Here is a 23,195-nt window from a genome sequence, read left to right as displayed (position 1 = left end):
GTTAAATTTATGTAATAAAAATCATGCGGCAAATAAATTGCCGCAACATATTATACCAACGGGAACATACAAAAACTCAACAACAAATATTCCCGAGCATGAATCAATCCGGGAGTTACTTATTCTGAAGCGAGAAATTTGTCGAGATAAGGTACAACATAAGGAACAGAAGTCTGGAATATACCATTTTCAATCCAGTAAAGGGTGTTTGCCCCTGGGCGTAAATTAAAGGCGGTGAGATATGCATCAGCTGCTTCCCGGTTCATCCCCTTCATTTCATAAACCTTGCCAAGCAACACATAATTTAGCCAGGACATTTCAAGATCAATGCCAGTATTTATCGCCTGATAAGACTCATCTGTTTTACCTTTTACCAGGGCACTGACCGCTTTTATTTGATATATAATGGACAAGTTGTTCAATTCCGGTAGTGTAACAATGTTATCTATTTCTGTGTTCAGTGCTGCTAATTGTTTTTCGTCTAAAGGATGTTGAGAATGGCGCACGATATCAACTAATGCTTTTTCTGCTCTCGCGTAGGTAAATTCTGGGGATGATTGAACAATCTCACCTAATAATTCACTGGCACGATCCAATGATTTATCATCACCATGCAGTAAATAATCATGTGCCTGATAAAAATTAGTTAATAACGCACCACGATGCGGCAAAATTTGCTGGAGCATCTCCTGCATTCGTTGTGGCCACGGTTGGTTTAACGCTTTTGATAAACTCTGGAGCAAATCATTTTGAATCGCCAGCTGATTACCGTTAGTGATGACATAACGTTTATCCAGCATGGTTGAACCATCTGCATTGTCTACCAATTTTACCGACATAAAGCATTGTTGAGCACGGTATTGGCGCTGATTAACAAACGCAATAGATAATGTTTTACCGGAACTGCTCGGTTCATCAATGTTGTAGTTGATTTTGTCATGCACCATAAAGGTGGAGAAGGTGTTAAGTGATGTCGCCACCAAATCACCCACGCCTATCGCGTAAGAGAGCTGATACGGAGAACTCCAGCTGTTACAACTCTTATTAACCATATTAATGTCAATATCGCGTGGATTGAGCAAAATGCGCGATTTACTCATAGGAAGACGTGTTTCAAGACTTGAAAACGCTACCAGTGCGACACAGATACCTAACGACAACAGGAAAAAAAACCATACCCAAAAGGTAGTGAATCGTTTGCTTTTAACTGGGGATTGTTCAGGTGGCGTTGTGGTGTTTTGAATGTTAAGACTGTGGGAGGGAGAATCTGTGGCAGGAACCGCCTCTGGTATAGGGGGAGGCGAAGATAGCATTATTTCCTCTCCCTCTTCTTCGCTGTACCAGATAACCGGCACCATTAATTTATAGCCGCGCTTTGGTACAGTAGCGATATAGACAGGACTATCTTCATCATTATCTTTTAATGACTTACGTAGTTCTGAGATACTCTGCGTCACAACGTGATTGGTGACAATACTTCTCTTCCAGACATTATCGATAAGTTCATCCCTGCTAAGTACTTCGCCACTGTGTTGAGCAAAGAAAACCAGAAGATCGATTAATCTCGGCTCAAGGGTAAGTTGACGCCCATTGCGGCTAATTTGGTTTATGGACGGAGTAACAAGCCATTCGCCAACGCGAACTACAGGTTGTTGCATAATAGAAACTCATTCGAAAAGGGAATGATGCAATGATAATTGCCATAACCTATTTTTTCCATCTATAGATGGGTTTATTTACATATTATTGGTGAATGTAGGACGTTATTTTTACCCGCCATAAACTTCTTGATTACATAGTATTACGAAAGGATTTTACTGAGAACCAGAAGTAATTTTCCTTACCATCAAAATTCATCATCTTTGCCAAAGAAAAATGTTCAGAAAATAATCCATGAAAAATTGTCCGGAGCGCTTACTATTTTAATGGATTGTTAGTCTTTGCATGAGCAAACGGACTGATACATTTCTCTTTGTTCTTATTCAGAAAATCTCATCAGTTGGCGTTCTGCCCGATGTTGTGCTTTATGGGTGCGTTACGCTCCTGATGACGTCATTTGACGTTCAACAGCATCACGGGGCCGCACGACATTTCACGTCAGTCAGCGCTATAGCTCAGAAACAAATTTTCCCGAATTGGAATATGCCCGTAAATTGCTGGTGATGTGGGGAGAATCTGGTTGAGTTCGGTAGAATTGATTTGGCGGCAGGACGCTTAAATCGTGGCGTCCTGAAACGAAAAACGGACCTCCGTGGAGGTCCGTTTATATGAATTTGGTGCCCGGACTCGGAATCGAACCAAGGACACGGGGATTTTCAATCCCCTGCTCTACCGACTGAGCTATCCGGGCAACGGGGCGCATTAAACCGTAATCTGCACATCTCGTCAACCTAATTTCAGTAAAAGCGATTCAACTGCTTAAGATTGCGGCAAATCGCTTCTTTTCTGTGTTTCTGTCAGGTCAGTGCGCCACCCTGGCGGCAGCGAGCGAAGCGCAGGATATCTTCTGCCAGCCGATGTGCGGTGTCGACATCCGCGTGGCTACGATTCACCAGCATTCGGCTTAAACAGCCTTCCAGCACCAGTTCCATCTGCTTTGCTACCATCGCCGGATCGTCAACTTCCAGCGTGGTTAACAGTTCGTGGGTGAAATCGTAGGCCGCGCTTTTTTGCTGATCGGCCAGTTGATGAATAGGGTGGCCAGGATCGGGATAAAACGTACAGGCAGCGATAAACAGACAGCCCGGATAGCGGTTGTTTTTAACGCACTCCGATAACGCCTGATAACGTGCCAGCAACTTTTGTTCGGCGGTTTGCGTTTCGTCCAGCATCAGCTGACGACGCCAGACATCTATCTGTTGGCTAAGATAACGCAGCGCATCGTAGAGGATTGCCTCTTTGTCTGGCCAGAAGCGGCGTAGCTCGTCCAGTGGATAATCCACACGTTCAGCAACCATCTCCAGCGTGGTGTTGGCAATCCCTTGTAATTCTAATAATTTCAGGGCTTCTCCCAGTACATCTTCACGTTGCACGCTATTTTCCTCCGTCTTTCCCACTGCAAGTGTCGTTCACGGTTGGCGATCGCGCAAATGTGCGCTGAAGGTTTCAGCATCCATAAAGCCCGTGACGCGTGCTTGTGGATGCTCCTGGCCTTGTCCGTCAAAAAAGAGAATTGTCGGTAGGCCAAGGACATTAAGATGCTTTAACAGCGCCACATCTTGTGCGTCGTTGACAGTGACGTTGGCCTGAAGTAAGACCGTGTCTGCTAACGCTTTTTGCACCTGCGGGTCGCTGAAGGTGTATTTCTCAAACTCTTTACAGGCGACGCACCAGTCGGCATAGAGATCTAACATCACTGGTTTGCCTTTGGCTTCAACGAGCGCCTGATTTAACTCATCTACCGTTTTGATTTGTGTAAAGTTGAGATGCGTCTGAGTTTGCGCGGTATGCGTCGCACCAAATGCCCAATCCTGAAGTGGGCGCACGCTAACCAATGCCGCTGCCAGCAGGATTATTTGCACTACGCGCATCCAGCCGCGTTTGGCCTGTAGGCTGGTGATAAAGGCCCAGCCAAAGAATGCGACACCAAGCGCCGACCACAAGCGTAATCCCCATATATCGCCAATCACTCGCTCCAGCAGGAAGACCGGCAGTGCGAGGATCACAAAACCAAACGCGGTTTTGACTTGTTCCATCCACGGGCCGCTTTTCGGCAGCAGGCGGTTACCAAAGACGGTTATTAGCATCAGCGGCAGGCCCATGCCCAACGCATAGAGATAAAGCGTGCCGCCCCCCAGCCACATGTTCCCGCTTTGGGCGATATACAACAGAATCGCGCTAAGCGGTGCAGTGGTGCATGGTGAACAGATCAGTCCGGCAATCGCCCCCATAATAAACACACCGCCAGGTGAGCCGCCCTGTTGGCGATTGCTCATCAGCGTGAGACGTGTTTGCAGCGAAGAGGGGAGTTGCAGAGTAAACAAGCCAAACATTGACATCGCCAGCAAGGTAAAGACGATGGCGAGGCCAATGAGCACGTATGGGTGCTGTAGCGCCGCCTGGAACTGTAACCCTGCGGCGGCAACCACCAGACCCAGCGCCGTGTAAGTCAGCGCCATCCCCTGCACATAAATAAAGGTCAGCAACAATGCTCTGGCAGTGGAAAGCCGCTGTTTACCGCCCAGCACGATGCCAGAAATCAGTGGGTACATTGGCAGCACGCATGGCGTAAAGGCGATACCAATACCGATCAACAACGCCCAGAGCGCGGAAAAGGGCAATTGCGCGGTGGGCTGCTCTTGCTGCGGAACAGACACAGGCTGTGACGCTTCGTTGTTGGCGACCACTTCGCTTAACGGAACGGTTTTGGTTTCTGGCGGATAACAGAAACCGGCATCAGCACAGCCCTGGTAGGTGACAGTTAACGTTGCTCCCGCACTCGCCTGGTTGATGGTTACGGGAAGCGTCAGCCGATCGCGGTAAATCTCGCTTTTGCCGTAAAACTCATCTTCATGCCAGACGCCTTGCGGCAGCTGCACGTCAGCAATTTTCGCGTGTTCCGGCGTAATGCGGATCTGTTTACGGTAGAGGTAGTAACCGTCTTTGATCTGCCAGGTCAGATTCAGATCATGTTGATTTTGCTGAAAATCAAAAGCAAAGGCTTGATCCGCGGGGACAAATTGTGAACGTCCCGGCGCGTCGAATAATCCGGCAAAAACGGAAGTGCTGCAAAGTAGCAGGATCAGCGTAAAGATGCGTTGAGCCATGAGAGGTAATCTGTGTCTCCGTGTGTAACAGGTAAAACCAGAAGTTCCGGGGTTTGATATGGATGATGAGACTTCAGGCATTCCAGCAGTGCCTGCTGGAGAGATACGGTAGTTTTTAAAATCATCTGCACTTCGTATTCTTGCTCCAGCTTACCTTCCCAGTAATAGAGAGAGGTAGCGCCGGGGATCAAGGTCGCGCAGGCCGCCAGTTTTTCCGCCAGCACTTTGGCGGCTAAATCCTGGGCTGTCGCTTCATCCGGTGCCGTACATAGCACCACGACAGACGCGGTATTCGAACTTTTTTCATCAAGCATAAACACCTCGCAAGAACAGATGGAACCGCAAGAGAGAGGTCACTATACAACGGACGGGGGAAGGATGTTAGTCGGCGGGAAAGAAAGCGGGGCCTGAAGCCCCGCGATTGGTCATTACAGCATGAAGCTACCCAGCACGAAGCCGAAGCAAACGGCCAGGGCAACACCCAGAGTACCCGGGATGAAGAACGGATGGTTGAAGACGAATTTACCGATACGGGTAGTACCCGTGTCATCCATCTGTACCGCAGCAACCAGCGTCGGGTAGGTCGGCAGAATGAACAGACCAGACACCGCAGCGAAAGAAGCAACAGCGGTCAGAGGAGAAACGTTCAGTGCCAGAGCCATCGGCATCAGTGCTTTTGCGGTTGCAGCCTGAGAGTACAGCAGAGCAGAAGCAAAGAAGAAGATGACGGCCAGCAGCCACGGATGACCCTGAATCACTTCACCAGCGGTATCTTTGATCCAGTCGATGTTGTTGGAAACGAAAGTATCGCCCAGCCACGCAACACCCAGGATACAAATACAGGCGCTCATACCTGCTTTGAAGGTGCTGGAGTTGAGGATGTTGTCGGTATCGACTTTACAGATAACGGTGGTCAGAGTTGCAACGCTGAGCATGATGATCAGGATTGCGTTGGTGGTGTTCATCAGCGGTTTTTCAACCAGACCCATGCTTGGGCTGTTGATGATTGCATAGATAACCACGCCAACTACGCCCAGCAGGAATAGCCAGACGGACGTTTTTGCACCGGATTTGATTTCAATCTGCTTTTCACCGCGCAGTTCAACCAGGCCCTCTTCCAGACGCTTGCGATAAATCGGATCGTCAGAGAGTTTGGAGTTGAACAGCATAGTGACCAGGAAGGACATCACCAGAACCGCCAGCAGGGTGGACGGGATGACCACGGAGAGCAGATGGAGGTAGCTGATGCCATGACCTTCCATCACGGAAGACATGTAAACCACTGCTGCTGAGATTGGCGATGCGGTGATCGCAATCTGCGCGGATACCACTGCAGTAGACAGCGGACGGCAAGGTTTAACGCCTTGTTCCTTCGCAACTTCAGCGATAACTGGCAGTGTCGCCAGAGAGATGTTGCCAGTACCAGCAAAGATAGTCAGGAAATAGGTCACGATCGGTGCGAGGATCGTGATGTATTTCGGGTTACGGCGCAGCAGCTTTTCTGTCTGATGAACCAGATAGTCCAGACCGCCAGCAACCTGCATGGCAGAAATAGCGGCGATAACCGCCATGATAATGGAAATGACATCGAACGGGATGTTACCGGGTTTAACGCCAATAGCGGCAAGAACCAGCACCCCCAATCCGCCTGCAAAACCAATACCTATTCCCCCCAATCTGGCGCCCAAGAAGATCGCCAGCAAAACTATGATGAGTTCTACAACTAGCATATTAGCCTTCCTTGTTTTTTAACAAGTTGATATTAGATTGTTATTTTTAAGTTACTGCTCACAAGAAAAAAGGCACGTCATCTGACGTGCCTTCTTTATTTGTACTACCCTGTACGATTACTGTTCGCTTTCATCAGTATAGCGTTTTGCTTTGTAAGCCGGGTGCATCAGATTCTGTACGGAGAAAATATCGTCAAGTTCCGCTTCAGTCAACAGGCCGCGTTCCAGAACGACTTCACGTACACTCTTACCGGTTTCGGCACAGATTTTACCCACGATGTCACCGTTGTGGTGACCGATGAACGGGTTCAGGTAAGTAACGATACCGATAGAGTTGTAAACGTAACCTTCGCACACTTCTTTGTTAGCAGTGATGCCGTTAATGCATTTTTCCAGCAGGTTGTAGCAAGCGTTGGTCAGAATGTGAACGGATTCGAACATGGCCTGGCCAATGACCGGCTCCATAACGTTCAACTGCAGCTGACCTGCTTCTGCTGCCATGGTAACAGTGGTGTCGTTACCGATGACTTTGAAGCATACCTGGTTAACCACTTCCGGGACAACCGGGTTTACTTTAGCTGGCATGATGGAAGAGCCCGCCTGCAGTTCCGGCAGGTTGATCTCGTTCAGGCCGGCACGTGGACCAGAAGAGAGCAAGCGCAGGTCGTTACAGATTTTGGACATCTTCACAGCCAGGCGTTTCAGCGCGCCGTGAACCATAACATAAGCGCCGCAGTCAGAGGTCGCTTCGATCAGGTCTTCAGCCGGTACGCATGGGAAGCCAGTGACTTCAGCCAGTTTTTTCACTGCCAGCGGAGAGTACTCTTTCGGCGTGTTCAGACCAGTACCGATTGCTGTTGCGCCAAGGTTAACTTCCAGCAGCAGTTCAGCGGTACGTTGGATGTTTTTCACTTCTTCTTTCAGCAGGATGCTGAAAGCGCGGAATTCCTGACCGAGGGTCATCGGTACTGCGTCCTGCAGCTGGGTACGACCCATTTTCAGGATGTCCTGGAATTCGACAGCTTTACGTTCAAAGCCTTCACGCAGTTGGTTAATCGCATCTACCAGCTTAATCAGGGAAGAGTAAACTGCGATACGGAAACCGGTCGGGTAGGCGTCGTTAGTGGACTGACATTTGTTAACATGGTCGTTCGGGTTCAGGTACTGATATTCACCTTTCTGGTGACCCATCAGTTCCAGACCGATATTGGCCAGCACTTCGTTGGTGTTCATGTTTACGGAAGTACCTGCGCCGCCCTGGTAGACGTCTACCGGGAACTGATCCATGCATTTTCCGTTGTTCAGGACTTCATCACATGCGGCAATGATGGCATTCGCTACACTTTTAGGAATGGTTTGCAGCTCTTTGTTTGCCATAGCTGCGGCTTTTTTAACCATTACCATACCGCGAACAAATTCAGGAATATCACTGATTTTGTTGTTGCTGATATAGAAGTTTTCAATCGCTCTCAGAGTGTGAACACCATAGTAGGCATCAGCTGGAACTTCCCTGGTACCCAACAGATCTTCTTCGATACGAATGTTGTTTGACATGTGAACCTTCTTTTTCAAGCTGCCAATGATTTGCTTTAAACACACAGAATATATGTGGTTTCGAATGTTTTTCGACCGACGATTATCCCCTGCATCGACCGAATACCCGAGATCATATGCTGCTTGAGGATTTCTACCGTAATCTGGATCACTTTAAGTGCCGGTTTTTACCCCTTAATTATTAATTTGTGAAATAGATCACCGCTTTGGGATTACTACCAAAAATAGTTGCGCAAACATCTTGAAATTTTGCTAATGACCACAATATAAGCTGAACGCGATTCGCAACCCATTCAGGTAGCCGGGGTTAACCGGCTGCTATTACAGGAGAAACCTTTGCGCTGGTTACCTTTTATTGCCATTTTCCTTTATGTCTATATTGAGATTTCAATCTTTATTCAGGTTGCCCATGTATTGGGGGTATTGCTGACCCTCGTGCTGGTTATATTCACGTCAGTTATCGGTATGTCACTGGTACGCAACCAGGGCTTTAAGAATTTCGTGCTGATGCAGCAAAAAATGGCGGCGGGTGAAAACCCAGCGGCGGAGATGATTAAAAGTGTTTCGCTGATCATTGCCGGTTTGCTGCTTTTATTACCGGGCTTTTTCACCGACTTCCTCGGTCTTCTGCTTTTATTGCCGCCGGTGCAAAAGCATCTGACAGTGAAGTTGATGCCGCATTTGCGCTTTTCTCGCATGCCAGGCGGCGGTTTTAGCGCCGGGACCGGTGGCGGTAATACTTTTGATGGTGAGTACCAGCGAAAGGATGATGACCACGACCGCCTTGATCATAAAGACGATCGCCAGGATTAATGCCGAAACGCCGGATTATGTGGTTATGCCATTTTCCGGCGTTTTTCGTTTTGGCAGAAACAGCCATAACCCCGCCAGCATGATTAGCGCATAGAGACTTTTCCAGCCGACCATTGCCAGTAACAGAACGCATAACAGCCCGCCAACCACCGCCAGTAGTCGATAACGTCCTTGCAATAATTTACAGCCTGCCAGCATGCATAACAGATAAATCATAATAAAGATGCCATTGGCATAGATGATAAGTGCGTCCAGATTGATCCCTAAAGCATGAATCACCAACGTGCTCACCACGCAGCAGCCGAGCACCGCATTGAGGGCATTATTCGGGATATGGCGAGAAGAGAGGCGTGCCAGGTAGTGGTCAGGATTATGTTGCGCCTGCGACCAGACCAGGCGGGCGAAGCTCTGTATATAAATGTTGAGACTGGCAAAGCAGGCCAGATAGCCAATCACGCAGGCAATCCATAACGCTCCTACACCGAACAACAGCACTACAATTTTTGGAAGCGATGCTGCCGCGGCCATTTGTTCACCATAGGCGTCGAAGTGTAAGACGACTACCGTACAGCCCCAGTAGACTAATCCTGCCAGCAGCAGACCAATCATCAAAGCACGAGGAAAATCACGCTCTGGATTTTTAAATTCCGAGGCAAGATGGGCAAATGCTTCCAGACCGACAAAACACCAGAACATCACTGATAACGCAGCAAATAACCCGGTAAGTTCGATATTTCCTGGCGCAGGGAAGGGGATATTCGCAGGTTTGATATCGCCCGCCCACCAGATAGCGACAATCAGCGCGACGATAAGTCCGGCAATAACGGTTTGTAGATTAGCACTGGAACTGGCACCGCGAGTACCGATATACCACACCAACGCCAGCGTACCGAGTTCTGCCAACAACAGTTGCCAGCTATTCCAGCCAAACATTGCCTGGCCGAATCCGGCTGCAATTTGTAGTGCGGCAGGCAAACCCACGGGAATGACCGATAAAAACAGCCAGCCGGTGACTCGCTCAAGCCGTGAACCAAACGCCATACCGACGAAGTGCGCGACACCGCCTGCGCTGGGATAGTGGCGACCCAGAATCGCAAACACAATCGCAATCGGGAACACTAAGATAATCAAAACGGGCCACGCCCACAGGCTGTTATTGCCTGCTACCAGTGCAGCTAACGCAGGAACGGCAAACACGCCGGTGCCTAATAATGACGTCGATAGCAGGCCGATGCCCTGGGCCAGCCCCAGTTCTTGTTTGAGTCCACTCATGGGTTGATGTCCGATTGCGCCCAAATTTTGGGCAACTGCGTAGATTTTCGATGGTAGCACAATCAGATTCGCTTATGACGGTGATGAAGAAATAGCGATGAAATGTGAGGTGAATCAGGGTTTTCACCCGATTTTGTGCTGATCAGAATTTTTTTTCTTTTTCCCCCTTGAAGGGGCGAAGCCTCATCCCCATTTCTCTGGTCACCAGCCGGGAAACCACGTAAGCTCCGGCGTCACCCATAACAGATACGGACTTTCTCAAAGGAGAGTTATCAATGAATATTCGTCCATTGCATGATCGCGTGATCGTCAAGCGTAAAGAAGTTGAAACTAAATCTGCTGGCGGCATCGTTCTGACCGGCTCTGCAGCGGCTAAATCCACCCGCGGCGAAGTGCTGGCTGTCGGCAATGGCCGTATCCTTGAAAATGGCGAAGTGAAGCCGCTGGATGTGAAAGTTGGCGACATCGTTATTTTCAACGATGGCTACGGTGTGAAATCTGAGAAGATCGACAATGAAGAAGTGTTGATCATGTCCGAAAGCGACATTCTGGCAATTGTTGAAGCGTAATCCGCGCACGACACTGAACATACGAATTTAAGGAATAAAGATAATGGCAGCTAAAGACGTAAAATTCGGTAACGACGCTCGTGTGAAAATGCTGCGCGGCGTAAACGTACTGGCAGATGCAGTGAAAGTTACCCTCGGTCCGAAAGGCCGTAACGTAGTTCTGGATAAATCTTTCGGTGCACCGACCATCACCAAAGATGGTGTTTCCGTTGCTCGTGAAATCGAACTGGAAGACAAGTTCGAAAATATGGGTGCGCAGATGGTGAAAGAAGTTGCCTCTAAAGCGAACGACGCTGCAGGCGACGGTACCACCACTGCAACCGTACTGGCTCAGGCTATCATCACTGAAGGTCTGAAAGCTGTTGCTGCGGGCATGAACCCGATGGACCTGAAACGTGGTATCGACAAAGCTGTTACCGCTGCAGTTGAAGAACTGAAAGCGCTGTCCGTACCGTGCTCTGACTCTAAAGCGATTGCTCAGGTTGGTACCATCTCTGCTAACTCCGACGAAACCGTAGGTAAACTGATCGCTGAAGCGATGGACAAAGTCGGTAAAGAAGGCGTTATCACCGTTGAAGACGGTACCGGTCTGCAGGACGAACTGGACGTGGTTGAAGGTATGCAGTTCGACCGTGGCTACCTGTCTCCTTACTTCATCAACAAGCCGGAAACTGGCGCAGTAGAACTGGAAAGCCCGTTCATCCTGTTGGCTGACAAGAAAATCTCCAACATCCGCGAAATGCTGCCGGTTCTGGAAGCTGTTGCCAAAGCAGGTAAACCGCTGCTGATCATCGCTGAAGATGTTGAAGGCGAAGCACTGGCAACTCTGGTTGTTAACACCATGCGTGGCATCGTGAAAGTTGCTGCGGTTAAAGCTCCGGGCTTCGGCGATCGTCGTAAAGCTATGCTGCAGGATATCGCAACCCTGACTGGCGGTACCGTAATCTCTGAAGAGATCGGTATGGAGCTGGAAAAAGCAACCCTGGAAGACCTGGGTCAGGCTAAACGTGTTGTGATCAACAAAGACACCACCACCATCATCGATGGCGTGGGTGAAGAAGCTGCAATCCAGGGCCGTGTTGCTCAGATCCGTCAGCAGATTGAAGAAGCAACTTCTGACTACGACCGTGAAAAACTGCAGGAGCGCGTAGCGAAACTGGCAGGCGGCGTTGCAGTTATCAAAGTAGGTGCTGCTACCGAAGTTGAAATGAAAGAGAAAAAAGCACGCGTTGAAGACGCCCTGCACGCGACCCGTGCTGCGGTAGAAGAAGGCGTGGTTGCTGGTGGTGGTGTTGCGCTGATCCGCGTAGCGTCTAAACTGGCTGACCTGCGTGGTCAGAACGAAGACCAGAACGTGGGTATCAAAGTTGCACTGCGTGCAATGGAGGCTCCGCTGCGTCAGATCGTCCTGAACTGCGGCGAAGAACCGTCTGTTGTTGCTAACACTGTTAAAGGCGGCGACGGCAACTATGGTTACAACGCAGCAACCGAAGAATACGGCAACATGATCGACATGGGTATCCTGGATCCAACCAAAGTAACCCGTTCTGCTCTGCAGTACGCGGCTTCTGTGGCTGGCCTGATGATCACCACCGAGTGCATGGTTACCGACCTGCCGAAAAATGATGCAGCTGACTTAGGCGCTGCTGGCGGTATGGGCGGCATGGGTGGCATGGGCGGCATGATGTAATTGCCCTGCACCTCGCAGAAATAAACAAACCCCCGGGCAGAAATGTCTGGGGGTTTTTCTTTTGGTCATCTTTCTAGTATAAGATTCAGACACGGACGACGCGAGTGGCGTCCAGCTCATTGATTATGGGGAATAACATGCACGTAAAATACTTAGCAGGGATTGTCGGTGCCGCGCTACTGATGGCGGGTTGTAGCTCCAGCAACGAATTGAGTGCTGCCGGTCAGAGTGTACGCATTGTGGACGAGCAGCCAGGCGCAGAGTGCCAGCTGATTGGTACTGCGACAGGTAAGCAAAGCAACTGGCTTTCCGGGCAACACGGTGAAGAGGGCGGTTCTATGCGCGGCGCAGCAAATGATCTGCGCAACCAGGCGGCTGCAATGGGCGGTAACGTGATTTATGGCATCAGCAGCCCGTCGCAGGGAATGTTGTCCAGTTTTGTCCCGACGGATAGCCAGATTATCGGCCAGGTATATAAGTGCCCGAACTGATGTGATCCAGAGGCTGGATACTTCCAGCCTCGTAGTAAAACAGATGGGATTATTTCGCCTGTGGTGCAGTTTTGCTGGTGGATTGAACACGTAAGTGATGCAGCGCGCGTAAGCATTGATCCTGGGTTAGCGGTTGGGCGTTATTTGCCGCTACGGTGCGAACATAGACCTGACATGGTACACCCGCAAGTTTTTTCAGTCGTGGGCTGAAATCAAGCATTCGGCGAGTGATCGCCTCCACTTCTTTACCCGGCGTTGCTTCACGTGTTTTCACCACTGCGCCGCTAAATTGTTCTTTGCCACTTTCATCTTTAAAGCGGTAAAGCACCGCCAGATAATGGTTGAACAAGTTATGTTTCCATTCCGGTTGGGAATAGGTGTCATATTCCAGATTGCCATTGTCCTGGCAGTCAACGTCGTATAACGGCAGGAAATCTAACAGTGAGGTAATACGTAATGCCAGTTCACGCATTTCCGCATTATTAATTGCATGAATGATTGCTCGCGCCAGCATTTCAATCTGCAACTCATTGACGACTAACTCACATTTGCTACCGTCATGTAACGTTAATACGAAGCTAAGATTTTCGCCCTGATTATCGGTAAGTTCCAGCATATTAACTCGGCGATTAATATCGGCATTTTTAAGCTCTTCAATCTGTATTTCTGGAATGTTTTCTGCCATCTTTTTCATGGCTTTATCGCGCGCCTGCTCATACTGAAGACGAGCCTCAGCGTCGAGTTTATGCTTGTGATACAGACGGCTTTCCAGTGCTATCAAAAGGTCGCGCAGTTCCATCGCAGACATGAAGAACAACGATTCTTTATTGCGAGGCTCTTTTATTTTCAGCGCCAGCGCAATGAAATTATTACTCTTGCGAATAACACCAGTATTAACACCCTTGATGCTTATGGCCATGTAGGTTCTCCCTAACCATTTCTCAATTAAATAATTAATTTTAATTTATAAGCCAGATAAATGGGCTTGGTAGTAATAGTTGTTAAAATAACACAATTTAGGGGGCTCACTCTAGATAAACAGAAAAGAATGGATAATTATTGATGTTAATTATGTAAGTAATAAAAAACATATCAAACGAATATTTAAGGCTAATGCAACGGGCAAAGATTAAACTTTCCAGTTTAATGCAGGTTGCTGTACTCGTGTTCGTTGCTCTTGCCGGATGCGGCGTAAACGCCTTATCTGGCCTACAGTTCATAGAAAATTCATTCAATTTCAAAGCACGATGTAGGCCGGATAAGCGTAGCGCATCAGGCATTTTTAATGTTTAACTTCCCTGTTTAATCAGTTACTGCTGGCGTAGCTGGAGATCCAGCGGAGTCTTGCTGGGTTCGCCACCAATTTCGCGCGCCAGTTTTGGCACCAGATATCCCGATACTAACGTCAACAACTCACGCATAATCTGCCGTGCTTCATCATCGCTCACCACGAAATGCGCCGCGCCCTGCACTTTATCGAGCACGTGCAGGTAATAGGGCATCACACCGGCGTCAAACAGTGCATTACTCAAATTTGCCAGCGTTTGCGCGTTATCGTTCACGCCACGTAACAGAACGCTCTGGTTAAGCTGGGTGACGCCGACACGGCGCAATTTAGCCATCGCCTGGCGGAATGTTTCATCTACCTCATTGGCATGGTTGATGTGATTCACCAGCAAGATTTGCAGCGTAGAATGAGCAAAACGTTCAACCAGCGCATCTGTGATGCGTGCCGGAATCACAATCGGCAGACGGCTGTGAATCCGCAGACGTTTGATATGCGGGATGGCTTCCAGTTGTGTGAGCAACCAGTCCAGCTCGTGATCTTTCGCCATCAGCGGATCGCCGCCGGAGAAAATCATCTCGTCCAGTTCCGGATGCGCAGCAACATACTCAAGTGCCGTCTGCCAGTTACGTTTATTGCCCTGATTTTCGGCATACGGGAAGTGGCGGCGGAAGCAATAGCGGCAATTTACCGCACAGCCGCCTTTTACCAGCAATAGCGCTCGGTTGTGGTATTTATGCAACAAACCAGGCACCACGCTGTGCTGTTCTTCCAGCGGATCGGTGGAGAATCCCGGCGCTACAATATACTCCTCTTGCGATGTAAGCACCTGACGCAAAAGAGGGTCATCAGGATTACCTTTCTCCATGCGTTCAATAAATGATCGAGGCACACGCAGGGCAAACAGCTTTTTAGCACTGCGTCCGGCCAACAGTTTTTCGTCCGCGTCTATATTCAAAAGACGCAGAAGTTCATCAGGATCGGTCACAACATCGGCAAGTTGCGTTAACCAATCTTCTCTGGATGGGGTATTTAGGGTTACAATATGCGCCATTTTGTGGCTTAGCTACCAATTAACAAATTTCAGAGGGCCTTATGGCAACGTACTATAGCAACGATTTTCGTGCTGGTCTTAAAATCATGTTAGACGGCGAACCTTACGCGGTTGAAGCGAGTGAATTCGTAAAACCGGGTAAAGGCCAGGCATTTGCTCGCGTTAAACTGCGTCGTCTGCTGACCGGTACTCGCGTAGAAAAAACCTTCAAATCTACTGATTCCGCTGAAGGCGCTGATGTTGTCGATATGAACCTGACTTACCTGTACAACGACGGTGAGTTCTGGCACTTCATGAACAACGAAACTTTCGAGCAACTGTCTGCTGATGCAAAAGCAATTGGCGACAACGCTAAATGGTTGCTGGATCAGGCAGAGTGTATCGTAACTCTGTGGAATGGTCAGCCGATCTCCGTTACTCCGCCGAACTTCGTTGAACTGGAAATCGTTGATACCGATCCGGGCCTGAAAGGTGATACCGCAGGTACTGGCGGCAAACCGGCTACCCTGTCTACTGGCGCTGTGGTTAAAGTTCCGCTGTTCGTGCAGATCGGCGAAGTCATCAAAGTGGATACCCGCTCTGGTGAATATGTCTCTCGCGTGAAGTAATACGGTTGTGGTGCGGCCTGCAGGCTGCACCATCACTTATTCTGGTCAGAGATGATGAAACGCCTTATCGTTCTTGTTTTGCTTGCCAGCACGCTGCTCACGGGCTGTAACACCGCTCGCGGTTTCGGCGAAGACATCAAACATCTCGGCAACTCCATTTCCCGCGCTGCCAGCTAATTTTTCTTCTCTTCCGAAAAATCATCAGATTTCCGTCATTTTTGGCGATGTTGTCTATTATTAATTTGCTATAGGCAAACATAAATAACATTACCTAAAAGGAAGACGTTATGGTGAAGAAGACAATTGCAGCGATCTTTTCTGTTCTGGTGCTTTCAACAGTATTAACTGCCTGCAACACCACGCGTGGCGTTGGTGAAGATATCTCTGATGGCGGTAACGCGATTTCTGGTGCAGCAACAAAAGCACAGCAATAAGCAATAACGGTACGACAGCTGTGTCGTGCCGTTTGTTTTTTTGCGATAGTCACTAAGGTAATAGTTGAAATTCCCCTGCCACCTGGCAAAATACCCGTTCAACCATCAGCTTTGCAGGACGACCTGCAAACGCCTCTTTTCACCGGGGACGGCCCCAATTCTCCGGAGCCTGATATGTCCTGGATTATCTTAGTTATTGCTGGCCTGCTGGAAGTGGTATGGGCCGTTGGCCTGAAATATACCCACGGTTTTAGTCGTTTGACGCCAAGTGTTATTACTGTGACGGCGATGATTGTCAGTATGGCGCTACTTGCCTGGGCGATGAAATCGTTACCAGTAGGGACGGCTTATGCCGTGTGGACGGGTATTGGCGCAGTCGGCGCGGCCATCACCGGTATTGTGCTGCTCGGTGAGTCCGCTAATCCGATGCGCCTGGCGAGTCTGGCGTTAATCGTATTGGGGATTATTGGTCTGAAACTCAGCACTCACTAACTACCGGGCTGCTGTACCCAAATAAACTTACTGACATCAAACCCTTCCCGGGTCGCGACTGCCAGCATCTCCTGTTTCACTTCGTCAGAAATGGTTGGCGTGCGGGAGAGTATCCACAGGTAGTCGCGGTCCGGGCCGCAAACCAGCGCATGGCGGTATTCCCGATCGAGTGCAATAACGTTATAACCGCCATAGAAAGGACCAAAGAATGACACTTTCAGCGCAGCGCGAGTTGGTGCTCCGGTAAAGTACGCTTTCCCTTCACTCTGCTGCCACATTTCTCTGTCAGGGTTATAGCCTTTATTAATGACATTCAGGCCGCCGTCATCACGCAGGCTGTATGTTGCGGTGACTTTTTCCAGTCCACGTTCAAAGCGGTGATCAAAACGGGCAATCTCATACCAGGTACCGAGATAACGTTTAGCGTCGAAATTATTCACTACGGTCACGCCACGCGGCGGCGTAGGGGAACTGCAGGCAACGACCAGAAATGCAGCTGTCGCTGCGGCAACGAGAGGGAGCAGGCGCATAAATGTTTCCTTACTGGTTTTTTTCTAAGTGTAGATGACAGCAAGGAAAAGCGGAGAAAAGGTCCAAAAATTCGGACCCGATGAAATTTTACTGTAGAGCGTTGAGAATCTGACAGGCGGCGGCGACTCTCGCTGGATTGGGATAGTTTTTGTTAGCCAGCATCACGATACCCAGCTCTTTTTCTGGAATAAACGCGACATAGCTACCAAATCCGCCGGTCGCCCCCGTTTTATGTACCCATGATGCGCGTACTGCAGGAGTTGGGGGCGTAATCGCTTTTACGGGGCGTGCTGCCAGTGCAATTTTATTGTCACTGCCGTTAATGATGATGTCAGGATTGACCGGCCAGTCCAGCATTTCCCAGCCCAGGCCCTGATACATATCGCCGGTTTGCCAGTAGCGAGATTGTGCCAGTTGTATCCCTTGTTGAAGCGTTTTCTCAGTGATATCAAGGGGTTTTAAATTGCTTTGCACCCAGCGGGCCATATCTTCAATGGTCGACTTCACACCATAAGCCTCAGCATCTAACGCCCCTGGCGAAACATGCACTGCCTTACCTTCGCGATATCCCCAGGCGTAATTCTTTTCTTCTGCGGACGGCACATTAATCCACGTATGAGTGAGTTTGAGTGGCTGGAAAACACGAGTTTGCATCGCCTGTTCAAAGCTCAAACCGGATGGTTTCACCGCCAGTGCACCGAACAACCCAATACTGGCGTTGGCATACAGACGTTGTGTTCCTGGAGCCCATGCAGGTTGCCAGTTTTGATAGAAGCGCAGCAAGTCGCTTGAGGATTTAACGTCATCCGGCACCTGCAATGGCAGGCCGCCAGCGGTGTAGGTCGCGAGATGTAATAGTGTGATCCCATTCCATTGTTTAGCGGTAAGTTCAGGCCAGTATTTTGTCGCGGGATCGCTTAACTTGATTTCCCCTCGAGCAATAGCGTCGCCACCAAGCACGCCCGTAAATGTTTTGCTGACCGAACCTAACTCAAACAACGTTTGCTGTGTGACGGGCTGCTTTTTGGCGATGTCCGCATAGCCCCAGGTAAAGTAATAAGGTTTACCCTGATAAATTACCGCCACCGCTATACCGGGGATCTTTTGTTGCTCTATAAGCGGGGTAATTGTGCGATGCACAATATCGTTGATTTGTTGAGGGGCAGCAAATGTGGAGCAAGAGGCGGTAATTAATAAGGCGCAGAGCGTCATTTTGAACATAGGGTCTGGTTTCCATACAAAACGGCCCGCCATAGGCGGGCCGGATTTACATTGGCGATGCGTTAGATTGTAACGACACCAATCAGCGTGACAACTGTCAGGATAGCAGCCAGACCGTAGAAAACCCATTTGCCCGCAGGTACGTGGATTTTCAGATCGTGCATCGCGTGGTGCATACGGTGTAAACCACACCACAGCGGCAGAACGATCATCAGGAACAGGAATACGCGACCAATGAAGCTCTGCGCGAACGCCAGAACGCGCTCGTAGCTCAGTGCGTCACCCGGAAACAGCCCCAGTGGCAGCAGAATACCAACCAGCAGGATCATCACCGGCGCAATAATTGCGCTCCACATACCACCGGCCCCGAAGAGGCCCCAGAATACCGGTTCGTCAGAACGCTTTGGATTTGGATTAATCATCTCAGGCTCCTTACCAGTACAGGGCAACAAACAGGATTACGATGGTGGCAACCACAGTTACCGCCCAGAGGCTTTTGATAATTGGCTCTGGTCCCATTTTTTCGTCTTTTACAATGATATTGGCCGCTTTTGGTGCCAGCTCAAACCAGGTTTTGGTGTGCAGCAGGGCTGCCGCCAGAGTGATCAGGTTAATGATCACGATAACCGGGTTTTGTAAAAAGTCGACGAATCCCGCCCAGGCTTCCGGGCCATTTTTCAGGGCAAACAGCCCGAAAATCAGTTCAATGCTGAACCACACAGCCGGAACCGCCGTGCCTTCGCGCAGCATGTAGAAGCGATAAAACGGCAATTTTTTCCACCAGGTGGACGTCATTGGCCGTACATACGGTTTACGTTTAGTCGTCATGTTGCACTCCTTAGCGTGGTTTCAGGGTCGCGATAAGAAAGTCTTTCGAACTTTCTACTTTGCCCTGCTGAATGGCCGCAGCCGGATCGACGTGTTTCGGGCAGACTTCGGAGCAGTAGCCCACGAAAGTACAGCTCCATACGCCGTTCTGGCTGTTCAACTGCGCCATACGCTCCTTCTTACCGTGGTCGCGGCTATCTTCGTTATAACGATGCGCCAGCGTAATGGCAGCCGGACCGATGAACTCTGGGTTCAGGCCAAACTGCGGGCACGCGGCGTAGCACAGACCACAGTTGATGCAACCGGAGAACTGGTGATACTTCGCCATCTGCGCCGGGGTCTGGATGTTAGTACCCTGATCCGCGGTGCGGGAGTTGCCGATGATGTACGGTTTGATCGCTTCCAGACTTTCGATGAAGTGGGTCATATCGACCACCAGATCGCGTTCAATCGGGAAGTTAGCTAACGCTTCAACCTTCATACCGTCGGTGTAATCACGCAGGAAGGTTTTACATGCCAGTTTTGGCACGTTGTTAACCATCATGCCGCAGGAGCCACAAATCGCCATACGGCAGGACCAGCGGTAGCTCAGGTCCGGTGCCAGGTTGTCTTTGATGTAGCCCAGCGCATCCAGTAATGAGGTAGTTGCGTCATAAGGCACTTCATAGAATGCGCTATGCGGTGCGGTATCGACTTCCGGGTTATAGCGCACCACCTCAATTTTCAGGTTTTTCATCTCAGCCATTCGCCTTCTCCTTCTTATTGGCTGCTTCCGCCTTATCGGCTGCATCCGCTTCGCCACCGTAAACACGTTTAGCTGGCGGCAGCGTAGTAATCTTCACGTCGCTGTACTCCAGGCGAGTTGTGCCATCAGCATCGCGGAAGGCGAGGGTGTGTTTGAGGAAGTTGACGTCGTCACGCTCGGTGCAACCTTCGTCCAGACGCTGGTGCGCGCCGCGGGACTCTTTACGTGCCATTGCGGAGTGCGCCATACATTCAGCAACGTTCAGACCGTGGCCCAGCTCAATGGTGTAGAGCAGGTCGGTGTTGAACACGCTGGAAGTGTCGGTGATGCGCACGCGCTTGAAGCGTTCCTGCAGCTCTGCCAGCTTGTCGATGGTTTTCTGCATCAGTTCCGGCGTACGGTAGATACCGCAGCCTTCTTCCATGGCCATGCCCATTTCGTCGCGGATCTTAGCCCAGTTTTCGCCGCCATCCTGGTTAACCAGATCTTTCAGGCGCTGTTCAACGCCAGCAACCTGAGCATTGATTGCTGCATCGTTGCCATTACCGGCAGTAGATGCGCGTTCCATAGCTTGCTCACCGGCCAGACGACCGAAGACCACCAGTTCCGCCAGCGAGTTGGAGCCCAGACGGTTCGCACCGTGCAGACCAACAGAGGAACATTCACCCACGGCGAACAGACCTTTAATGCGGGTTTCACAGTTCTGATCGGTTTCGATACCGCCCATGGTGTAGTGTGCGGTCGGACGTACCGGAATCGGTTCTTTAACCGGATCGACGCCAACGTACGCTTTCGCCAGTTCGCAGATGAACGGCAGACGTTCATGCAGTTTTTTCTCGCCGAGGTGACGCAGGTCGAGATAAACCACATCGCCACGTGGCGTGGAGATGGTGTTGCCTTTACGCCATTCGTGCCAGAAGGCCTGAGAAACTTTGTCGCGTGGACCCAGTTCCATATATTTGTTTTTCGGCTCGCCCAGCGGAGTTTCCGGGCCCATGCCGTAATCTTGCAGATAACGGTAGCCATTTTTGTTGACCAGAATACCACCTTCACCGCGGCAGCCTTCTGTCATCAGGATACCGGAACCGGGCAGACCGGTTGGGTGATACTGAACGAATTCCATGTCACGCAGCGGAACGCCGTGGCTTAGCGCCATACCCATACCGTCACCGGTAACGATGCCGCCGTTGGTGTTGTAACGATAAACGCGACCCGCACCGCCGGTAGCCATAACGACCGCGTTAGCACGGATCTGCACCAGCGTGCCTTCCATCATGTTCATTGCTACCAGGCCGCGAACATGACCATCATCAACCAGAATATCCAGCACGAAATGTTCGTCAAAACGCTGGATCTGCGGGAATTGCAGAGAGGTCTGGAACAGCGTGTGCAGCATATGGAAGCCGGTCTTATCGGCGGCGAACCAGGTGCGCTCGATTTTCATGCCGCCGAAGCGACGTACGTTGACGCTACCATCCGGGCGACGGCTCCATGGGCACCCCCACAGTTCCAGTTGGGTCATTTCGGTTGGGCAGTGGTGGACGAAATAATCCACGACATCCTGCTCACACAACCAGTCGCCACCCGCTACTGTATCGTGAAAGTGATATTCGAAGCTGTCATGATCCTGCGCGACAGCGGCGGAGCCCCCTTCTGCAGCAACGGTATGGCTACGCATCGGGTATACTTTTGAGATTAGTGCGATTTTTGCATTTGGATTTGCCTGCGCGGCAGCAATTGCAGCACGTAATCCCGCGCCACCGGCGCCTACAATGGCAAGATCGGCTTGAAAGGTTTGCACGACATTCCTCCAGATTGTTTTTATCCCACAGCCCCGTACTTCAGGGTAAGTGCCTGAAAGTTACGGTCTGCGAACGCTATTCCACTGCTCCTTTATAGGTACAACAGTATAGTCTGATGGATAAGTCTGAAATTTGACGAGATCGATTTTTTTAGTGCGCAAGAGGGCTAAATTATCACTGAAGATGATTAATTTAATTACTAAACCATCAGATCGTGCTTTTTTTAGTCACTGCCCACCCTTGTTTGATTCCTGCGTAAAATTTGTCTCGCCGTCGCGTTGCGAGTAGACTTCGTGCCCTTGTCAAAAACTGGAGATTTAACTATGAGCGAAACGGCATCCTGGCAGCCGAGCGCATCCATTCCTAACTTATTAAAACGCGCGGCGATTATGGCGGAGATCCGTCGTTTCTTTGCCGATCGTGGAGTGCTGGAGGTGGAGACGCCTTGTATGAGCCAGGCGACGGTAACCGATATTCATTTGGTCCCGTTTGAGACACGTTTCGTAGGCCCCGGGCATTCGCAGGGGATGAATCTCTGGTTAATGACCAGCCCGGAATACCATATGAAACGCCTGCTGGTTGCTGGTTGTGGGCCGGTATTCCAGCTGTGCCGCAGCTTCCGTAATGAAGAGATGGGGCGTTATCACAACCCTGAGTTCACTATGCTTGAGTGGTATCGACCGCACTATGATATGTACCGGTTGATGAACGAGGTGGACGATCTCTTGCAACAGGTGCTGGACTGTCCGGCAGCAGAAAGCCTTTCTTATCAACAAGCTTTCTTGCGTTATCTGGAAATTGACCCACTCTCTGCCGACAAAACGCAACTGCGGGAAGTGGCAGCGAAACTGGATTTGAGCAACGTTGCCGATACTGAAGAAGACCGCGACACGCTTCTACAATTGCTGTTTACCTTTGGCGTAGAGCCAAATATTGGCAAAGAAAAACCGACCTTTGTGTACCACTTTCCAGCCAGCCAGGCATCACTGGCGCAAATCAGTACCGAAGATCATCGGGTCGCTGAACGCTTTGAGGTTTATTATAAAGGTATTGAGCTGGCGAATGGTTTCCATGAATTGACGGATGCCCGTGAGCAGCAACAACGCTTTGAACAAGATAACCGTAAGCGCGCGGCGCGCGGTTTGCCGCAGCACCCCATTGACCAGAATCTGATTGAAGCCTTGAAAGTCGGTATGCCTGACTGTTCCGGCGTGGCATTAGGCGTTGATCGTCTGGTGATGTTGGCGCTGGGCGCGGAGACACTGGCTGAAGTCATCGCCTTTAGCGTTGACCGGGCATAATTCTGAAAA

Annotated in this window: 24 protein-coding genes, 1 tRNA gene and 1 pseudogene; 9 read left to right on the top strand and 17 right to left on the bottom strand. The window is 50.0% G+C overall.

Going from position 1 to position 23,195, the window contains the following annotated elements; all coding sequences use genetic code 11:
- Positions 1–119 precede the first annotated feature (119 nt).
- From cadC to aspA, 8 genes and pseudogenes are all read right to left on the bottom strand, one after another.
- Positions 120–1,658: a lysine decarboxylation/transport transcriptional activator CadC gene (cadC, locus tag ACJHWT_RS07800; protein ID WP_001187191.1), complete on the bottom strand. Its 1,539-nt coding sequence runs from the start codon at positions 1,656–1,658 to the stop codon at positions 120–122.
- Positions 1,659–1,917: 259 nt separating this feature from the next.
- Positions 1,918–2,077 (bottom strand): annotated as a pseudogene (locus ACJHWT_RS07795) (integrase); the annotation flags it as partial.
- Between the two features lie 197 nt (positions 2,078–2,274).
- A tRNA-Phe gene (locus tag ACJHWT_RS07790) sits at positions 2,275–2,350 on the bottom strand.
- A 106-nt stretch (positions 2,351–2,456) separates the two neighbouring features.
- Complete coding sequence (locus ACJHWT_RS07785; RefSeq protein WP_001317578.1) at positions 2,457–3,032, bottom strand: transcriptional regulator; 576 nt, start codon at positions 3,030–3,032, stop codon at positions 2,457–2,459.
- A 36-nt stretch (positions 3,033–3,068) separates the two neighbouring features.
- Positions 3,069–4,766, bottom strand: coding sequence for a protein-disulfide reductase DsbD (gene dsbD, locus ACJHWT_RS07780; RefSeq protein ID WP_000068940.1), 1,698 nt, complete (start codon positions 4,764–4,766; stop codon positions 3,069–3,071).
- Positions 4,742–5,080 (bottom strand): divalent cation tolerance protein CutA, encoded by a 339-nt coding sequence (gene cutA, locus ACJHWT_RS07775; protein ID WP_000883405.1) that lies wholly within the window; start codon positions 5,078–5,080, stop codon positions 4,742–4,744. The genes dsbD and cutA overlap by 25 nt, the downstream gene beginning before the upstream one ends.
- Positions 5,081–5,194: 114 nt before the next feature.
- Positions 5,195–6,496, bottom strand: a complete 1,302-nt coding sequence (gene dcuA, locus ACJHWT_RS07770) for an anaerobic C4-dicarboxylate transporter DcuA (RefSeq protein ID WP_000961959.1) — start codon at positions 6,494–6,496, stop codon at positions 5,195–5,197.
- A 117-nt stretch (positions 6,497–6,613) separates the two neighbouring features.
- Positions 6,614–8,050 carry an aspartate ammonia-lyase gene (gene aspA, locus ACJHWT_RS07765; RefSeq protein WP_000069437.1) on the bottom strand — a complete coding sequence of 479 codons (1,437 nt, stop codon included), beginning with the start codon at positions 8,048–8,050 and terminating at the stop codon, positions 6,614–6,616.
- 336 nt (positions 8,051–8,386) lie between these two features.
- Between aspA and ACJHWT_RS07760 the strand changes: the two genes are divergently transcribed.
- Positions 8,387–8,863 (top strand): FxsA family protein, encoded by a 477-nt coding sequence (locus tag ACJHWT_RS07760; protein ID WP_001267443.1) that lies wholly within the window; start codon positions 8,387–8,389, stop codon positions 8,861–8,863.
- Positions 8,864–8,878: 15 nt separating this feature from the next.
- Here the strand turns inward: ACJHWT_RS07760 and yjeH are convergent, their stop codons facing one another.
- Complete coding sequence (gene yjeH / locus ACJHWT_RS07755) at positions 8,879–10,135, bottom strand: L-methionine/branched-chain amino acid transporter (RefSeq protein ID WP_000015859.1); 1,257 nt, start codon at positions 10,133–10,135, stop codon at positions 8,879–8,881.
- 275 nt (positions 10,136–10,410) lie between these two features.
- Between yjeH and ACJHWT_RS07750 the strand changes: the two genes are divergently transcribed.
- The 3 genes from ACJHWT_RS07750 to ACJHWT_RS07740 all read left to right on the top strand — a co-directional run bounded on the left by ACJHWT_RS07750 (position 10,411) and on the right by ACJHWT_RS07740 (position 12,885).
- Positions 10,411–10,704, top strand: a complete 294-nt coding sequence (locus ACJHWT_RS07750) for a co-chaperone GroES (protein ID WP_001026276.1) — start codon at positions 10,411–10,413, stop codon at positions 10,702–10,704.
- Between the two features lie 43 nt (positions 10,705–10,747).
- Positions 10,748–12,394, top strand: coding sequence for a chaperonin GroEL (gene groL, locus ACJHWT_RS07745; protein ID WP_000729117.1), 1,647 nt, complete (start codon positions 10,748–10,750; stop codon positions 12,392–12,394).
- Positions 12,395–12,531: 137 nt separating this feature from the next.
- A complete protein-coding gene (locus ACJHWT_RS07740; protein WP_000558209.1) occupies positions 12,532–12,885 on the top strand; it encodes a DUF4156 domain-containing protein in 354 nt (117 codons plus the stop codon).
- Between the two features lie 49 nt (positions 12,886–12,934).
- Here ACJHWT_RS07740 and ACJHWT_RS07735 read toward each other — a convergent pair whose 3' ends face one another.
- Both ACJHWT_RS07735 and epmB read right to left on the bottom strand, forming a co-directional pair.
- Positions 12,935–13,804 (bottom strand): YjeJ family protein, encoded by an 870-nt coding sequence (locus tag ACJHWT_RS07735; RefSeq protein WP_001008038.1) that lies wholly within the window; start codon positions 13,802–13,804, stop codon positions 12,935–12,937.
- A 391-nt stretch (positions 13,805–14,195) separates the two neighbouring features.
- Positions 14,196–15,224, bottom strand: coding sequence for an EF-P beta-lysylation protein EpmB (epmB, locus tag ACJHWT_RS07730; protein ID WP_000940545.1), 1,029 nt, complete (start codon positions 15,222–15,224; stop codon positions 14,196–14,198).
- A 41-nt stretch (positions 15,225–15,265) separates the two neighbouring features.
- On the opposite strand from epmB, the gene efp reads away from it, so the two are divergent.
- The 4 genes from efp to sugE all read left to right on the top strand — a co-directional run bounded on the left by efp (position 15,266) and on the right by sugE (position 16,758).
- Positions 15,266–15,832, top strand: a complete 567-nt coding sequence (efp, locus tag ACJHWT_RS07725) for an elongation factor P (RefSeq protein WP_000257278.1) — start codon at positions 15,266–15,268, stop codon at positions 15,830–15,832.
- Positions 15,833–15,883: 51 nt separating this feature from the next.
- Positions 15,884–16,009, top strand: coding sequence for a lipoprotein antitoxin entericidin A (gene ecnA, locus ACJHWT_RS07720; RefSeq protein ID WP_000977757.1), 126 nt, complete (start codon positions 15,884–15,886; stop codon positions 16,007–16,009).
- A gap of 110 nt (positions 16,010–16,119) precedes the next feature.
- Positions 16,120–16,266: a lipoprotein toxin entericidin B gene (gene ecnB, locus ACJHWT_RS07715; RefSeq protein ID WP_000239596.1), complete on the top strand. Its 147-nt coding sequence runs from the start codon at positions 16,120–16,122 to the stop codon at positions 16,264–16,266.
- Positions 16,267–16,440: 174 nt separating this feature from the next.
- Positions 16,441–16,758 carry a quaternary ammonium compound efflux SMR transporter SugE gene (sugE, locus tag ACJHWT_RS07710; protein WP_000118482.1) on the top strand — a complete coding sequence of 106 codons (318 nt, stop codon included), beginning with the start codon at positions 16,441–16,443 and terminating at the stop codon, positions 16,756–16,758.
- Here the strand turns inward: sugE and blc are convergent.
- The 6 genes from blc to frdA form a co-directional block, all read right to left on the bottom strand.
- Positions 16,755–17,288, bottom strand: a complete 534-nt coding sequence (gene blc / locus ACJHWT_RS07705) for a lipocalin Blc (RefSeq protein WP_001238369.1) — start codon at positions 17,286–17,288, stop codon at positions 16,755–16,757. The two genes, sugE and blc, sit on opposite strands and share 4 nt — an antisense overlap.
- 88 nt (positions 17,289–17,376) lie before the next feature.
- Positions 17,377–18,510 carry a BlaEC family class C beta-lactamase gene (locus ACJHWT_RS07700; RefSeq protein WP_001317579.1) on the bottom strand — a complete coding sequence of 378 codons (1,134 nt, stop codon included), beginning with the start codon at positions 18,508–18,510 and terminating at the stop codon, positions 17,377–17,379.
- Positions 18,511–18,572: 62 nt separating this feature from the next.
- A complete protein-coding gene (gene frdD / locus ACJHWT_RS07695; RefSeq protein WP_000609663.1) occupies positions 18,573–18,932 on the bottom strand; it encodes a fumarate reductase subunit FrdD in 360 nt (119 codons plus the stop codon).
- Positions 18,933–18,942: 10 nt separating this feature from the next.
- The gene (frdC, locus tag ACJHWT_RS07690; RefSeq protein ID WP_000208757.1) at positions 18,943–19,338 is read right to left on the bottom strand and encodes a fumarate reductase subunit FrdC; all 396 of its coding nucleotides are present in this window, start codon (positions 19,336–19,338) and stop codon (positions 18,943–18,945) included.
- A 10-nt stretch (positions 19,339–19,348) separates the two neighbouring features.
- Positions 19,349–20,083 carry a fumarate reductase iron-sulfur protein gene (frdB, locus tag ACJHWT_RS07685; RefSeq protein WP_000829498.1) on the bottom strand — a complete coding sequence of 245 codons (735 nt, stop codon included), beginning with the start codon at positions 20,081–20,083 and terminating at the stop codon, positions 19,349–19,351.
- The gene (gene frdA / locus ACJHWT_RS07680; RefSeq protein WP_001192967.1) at positions 20,076–21,884 is read right to left on the bottom strand and encodes a fumarate reductase (quinol) flavoprotein subunit; all 1,809 of its coding nucleotides are present in this window, start codon (positions 21,882–21,884) and stop codon (positions 20,076–20,078) included. Before frdA ends, frdB begins: the two co-directional genes overlap by 8 nt.
- A gap of 324 nt (positions 21,885–22,208) precedes the next feature.
- On the opposite strand from frdA, the gene epmA reads away from it, so the two are divergent.
- Positions 22,209–23,186, top strand: a complete 978-nt coding sequence (epmA, locus tag ACJHWT_RS07675) for an elongation factor P--(R)-beta-lysine ligase (protein WP_000004771.1) — start codon at positions 22,209–22,211, stop codon at positions 23,184–23,186.
- The last annotated feature ends 9 nt before the right edge of the window (positions 23,187–23,195 follow it).

The organism is Escherichia sp. WS338 (assembly GCF_046486405.1).
Taxonomy (GTDB): Bacteria; Pseudomonadota; Gammaproteobacteria; order Enterobacterales; family Enterobacteriaceae; genus Escherichia; species Escherichia coli.
The sequence above is the reverse complement of the archived record's forward strand: the minus strand, read 5'-3'. Positions and strand labels throughout refer to the sequence as shown.

Bases quoted from the DNA above. Each gene is read 5' to 3' on its own strand.
- cutA (WP_000883405.1), bottom strand. From the start codon at position 5,080: ATGCTTGATGAAAAAAGTTCGAATACCGCGTCTGTCGTGGTGCTATGT.
- dsbD (WP_000068940.1), bottom strand. From the start codon at position 4,766: ATGGCTCAACGCATCTTTACGCTGATCCTGCTACTTTGCAGCACTTCC.
- epmA (WP_000004771.1), top strand. From the start codon at position 22,209: ATGAGCGAAACGGCATCCTGGCAGCCGAGCGCATCCATTCCTAACTTA.
- blc (WP_001238369.1), bottom strand. From the start codon at position 17,288: ATGCGCCTGCTCCCTCTCGTTGCCGCAGCGACAGCTGCATTTCTGGTC.
- ACJHWT_RS07750 (WP_001026276.1), top strand. From the start codon at position 10,411: ATGAATATTCGTCCATTGCATGATCGCGTGATCGTCAAGCGTAAAGAA.
- efp (WP_000257278.1), top strand. From the start codon at position 15,266: ATGGCAACGTACTATAGCAACGATTTTCGTGCTGGTCTTAAAATCATG.
- dcuA (WP_000961959.1), bottom strand. From the start codon at position 6,496: ATGCTAGTTGTAGAACTCATCATAGTTTTGCTGGCGATCTTCTTGGGC.
- ecnB (WP_000239596.1), top strand. From the start codon at position 16,120: ATGGTGAAGAAGACAATTGCAGCGATCTTTTCTGTTCTGGTGCTTTCA.
- epmB (WP_000940545.1), bottom strand. From the start codon at position 15,224: ATGGCGCATATTGTAACCCTAAATACCCCATCCAGAGAAGATTGGTTA.
- yjeH (WP_000015859.1), bottom strand. From the start codon at position 10,135: ATGAGTGGACTCAAACAAGAACTGGGGCTGGCCCAGGGCATCGGCCTG.
- frdD (WP_000609663.1), bottom strand. From the start codon at position 18,932: ATGATTAATCCAAATCCAAAGCGTTCTGACGAACCGGTATTCTGGGGC.
- ecnA (WP_000977757.1), top strand. From the start codon at position 15,884: ATGATGAAACGCCTTATCGTTCTTGTTTTGCTTGCCAGCACGCTGCTC.
- frdC (WP_000208757.1), bottom strand. From the start codon at position 19,338: ATGACGACTAAACGTAAACCGTATGTACGGCCAATGACGTCCACCTGG.
- cadC (WP_001187191.1), bottom strand. From the start codon at position 1,658: ATGCAACAACCTGTAGTTCGCGTTGGCGAATGGCTTGTTACTCCGTCC.
- groL (WP_000729117.1), top strand. From the start codon at position 10,748: ATGGCAGCTAAAGACGTAAAATTCGGTAACGACGCTCGTGTGAAAATG.
- ACJHWT_RS07735 (WP_001008038.1), bottom strand. From the start codon at position 13,804: ATGGCCATAAGCATCAAGGGTGTTAATACTGGTGTTATTCGCAAGAGT.
- sugE (WP_000118482.1), top strand. From the start codon at position 16,441: ATGTCCTGGATTATCTTAGTTATTGCTGGCCTGCTGGAAGTGGTATGG.
- ACJHWT_RS07740 (WP_000558209.1), top strand. From the start codon at position 12,532: ATGCACGTAAAATACTTAGCAGGGATTGTCGGTGCCGCGCTACTGATG.
- ACJHWT_RS07700 (WP_001317579.1), bottom strand. From the start codon at position 18,510: ATGTTCAAAATGACGCTCTGCGCCTTATTAATTACCGCCTCTTGCTCC.
- frdB (WP_000829498.1), bottom strand. From the start codon at position 20,083: ATGGCTGAGATGAAAAACCTGAAAATTGAGGTGGTGCGCTATAACCCG.
- aspA (WP_000069437.1), bottom strand. From the start codon at position 8,050: ATGTCAAACAACATTCGTATCGAAGAAGATCTGTTGGGTACCAGGGAA.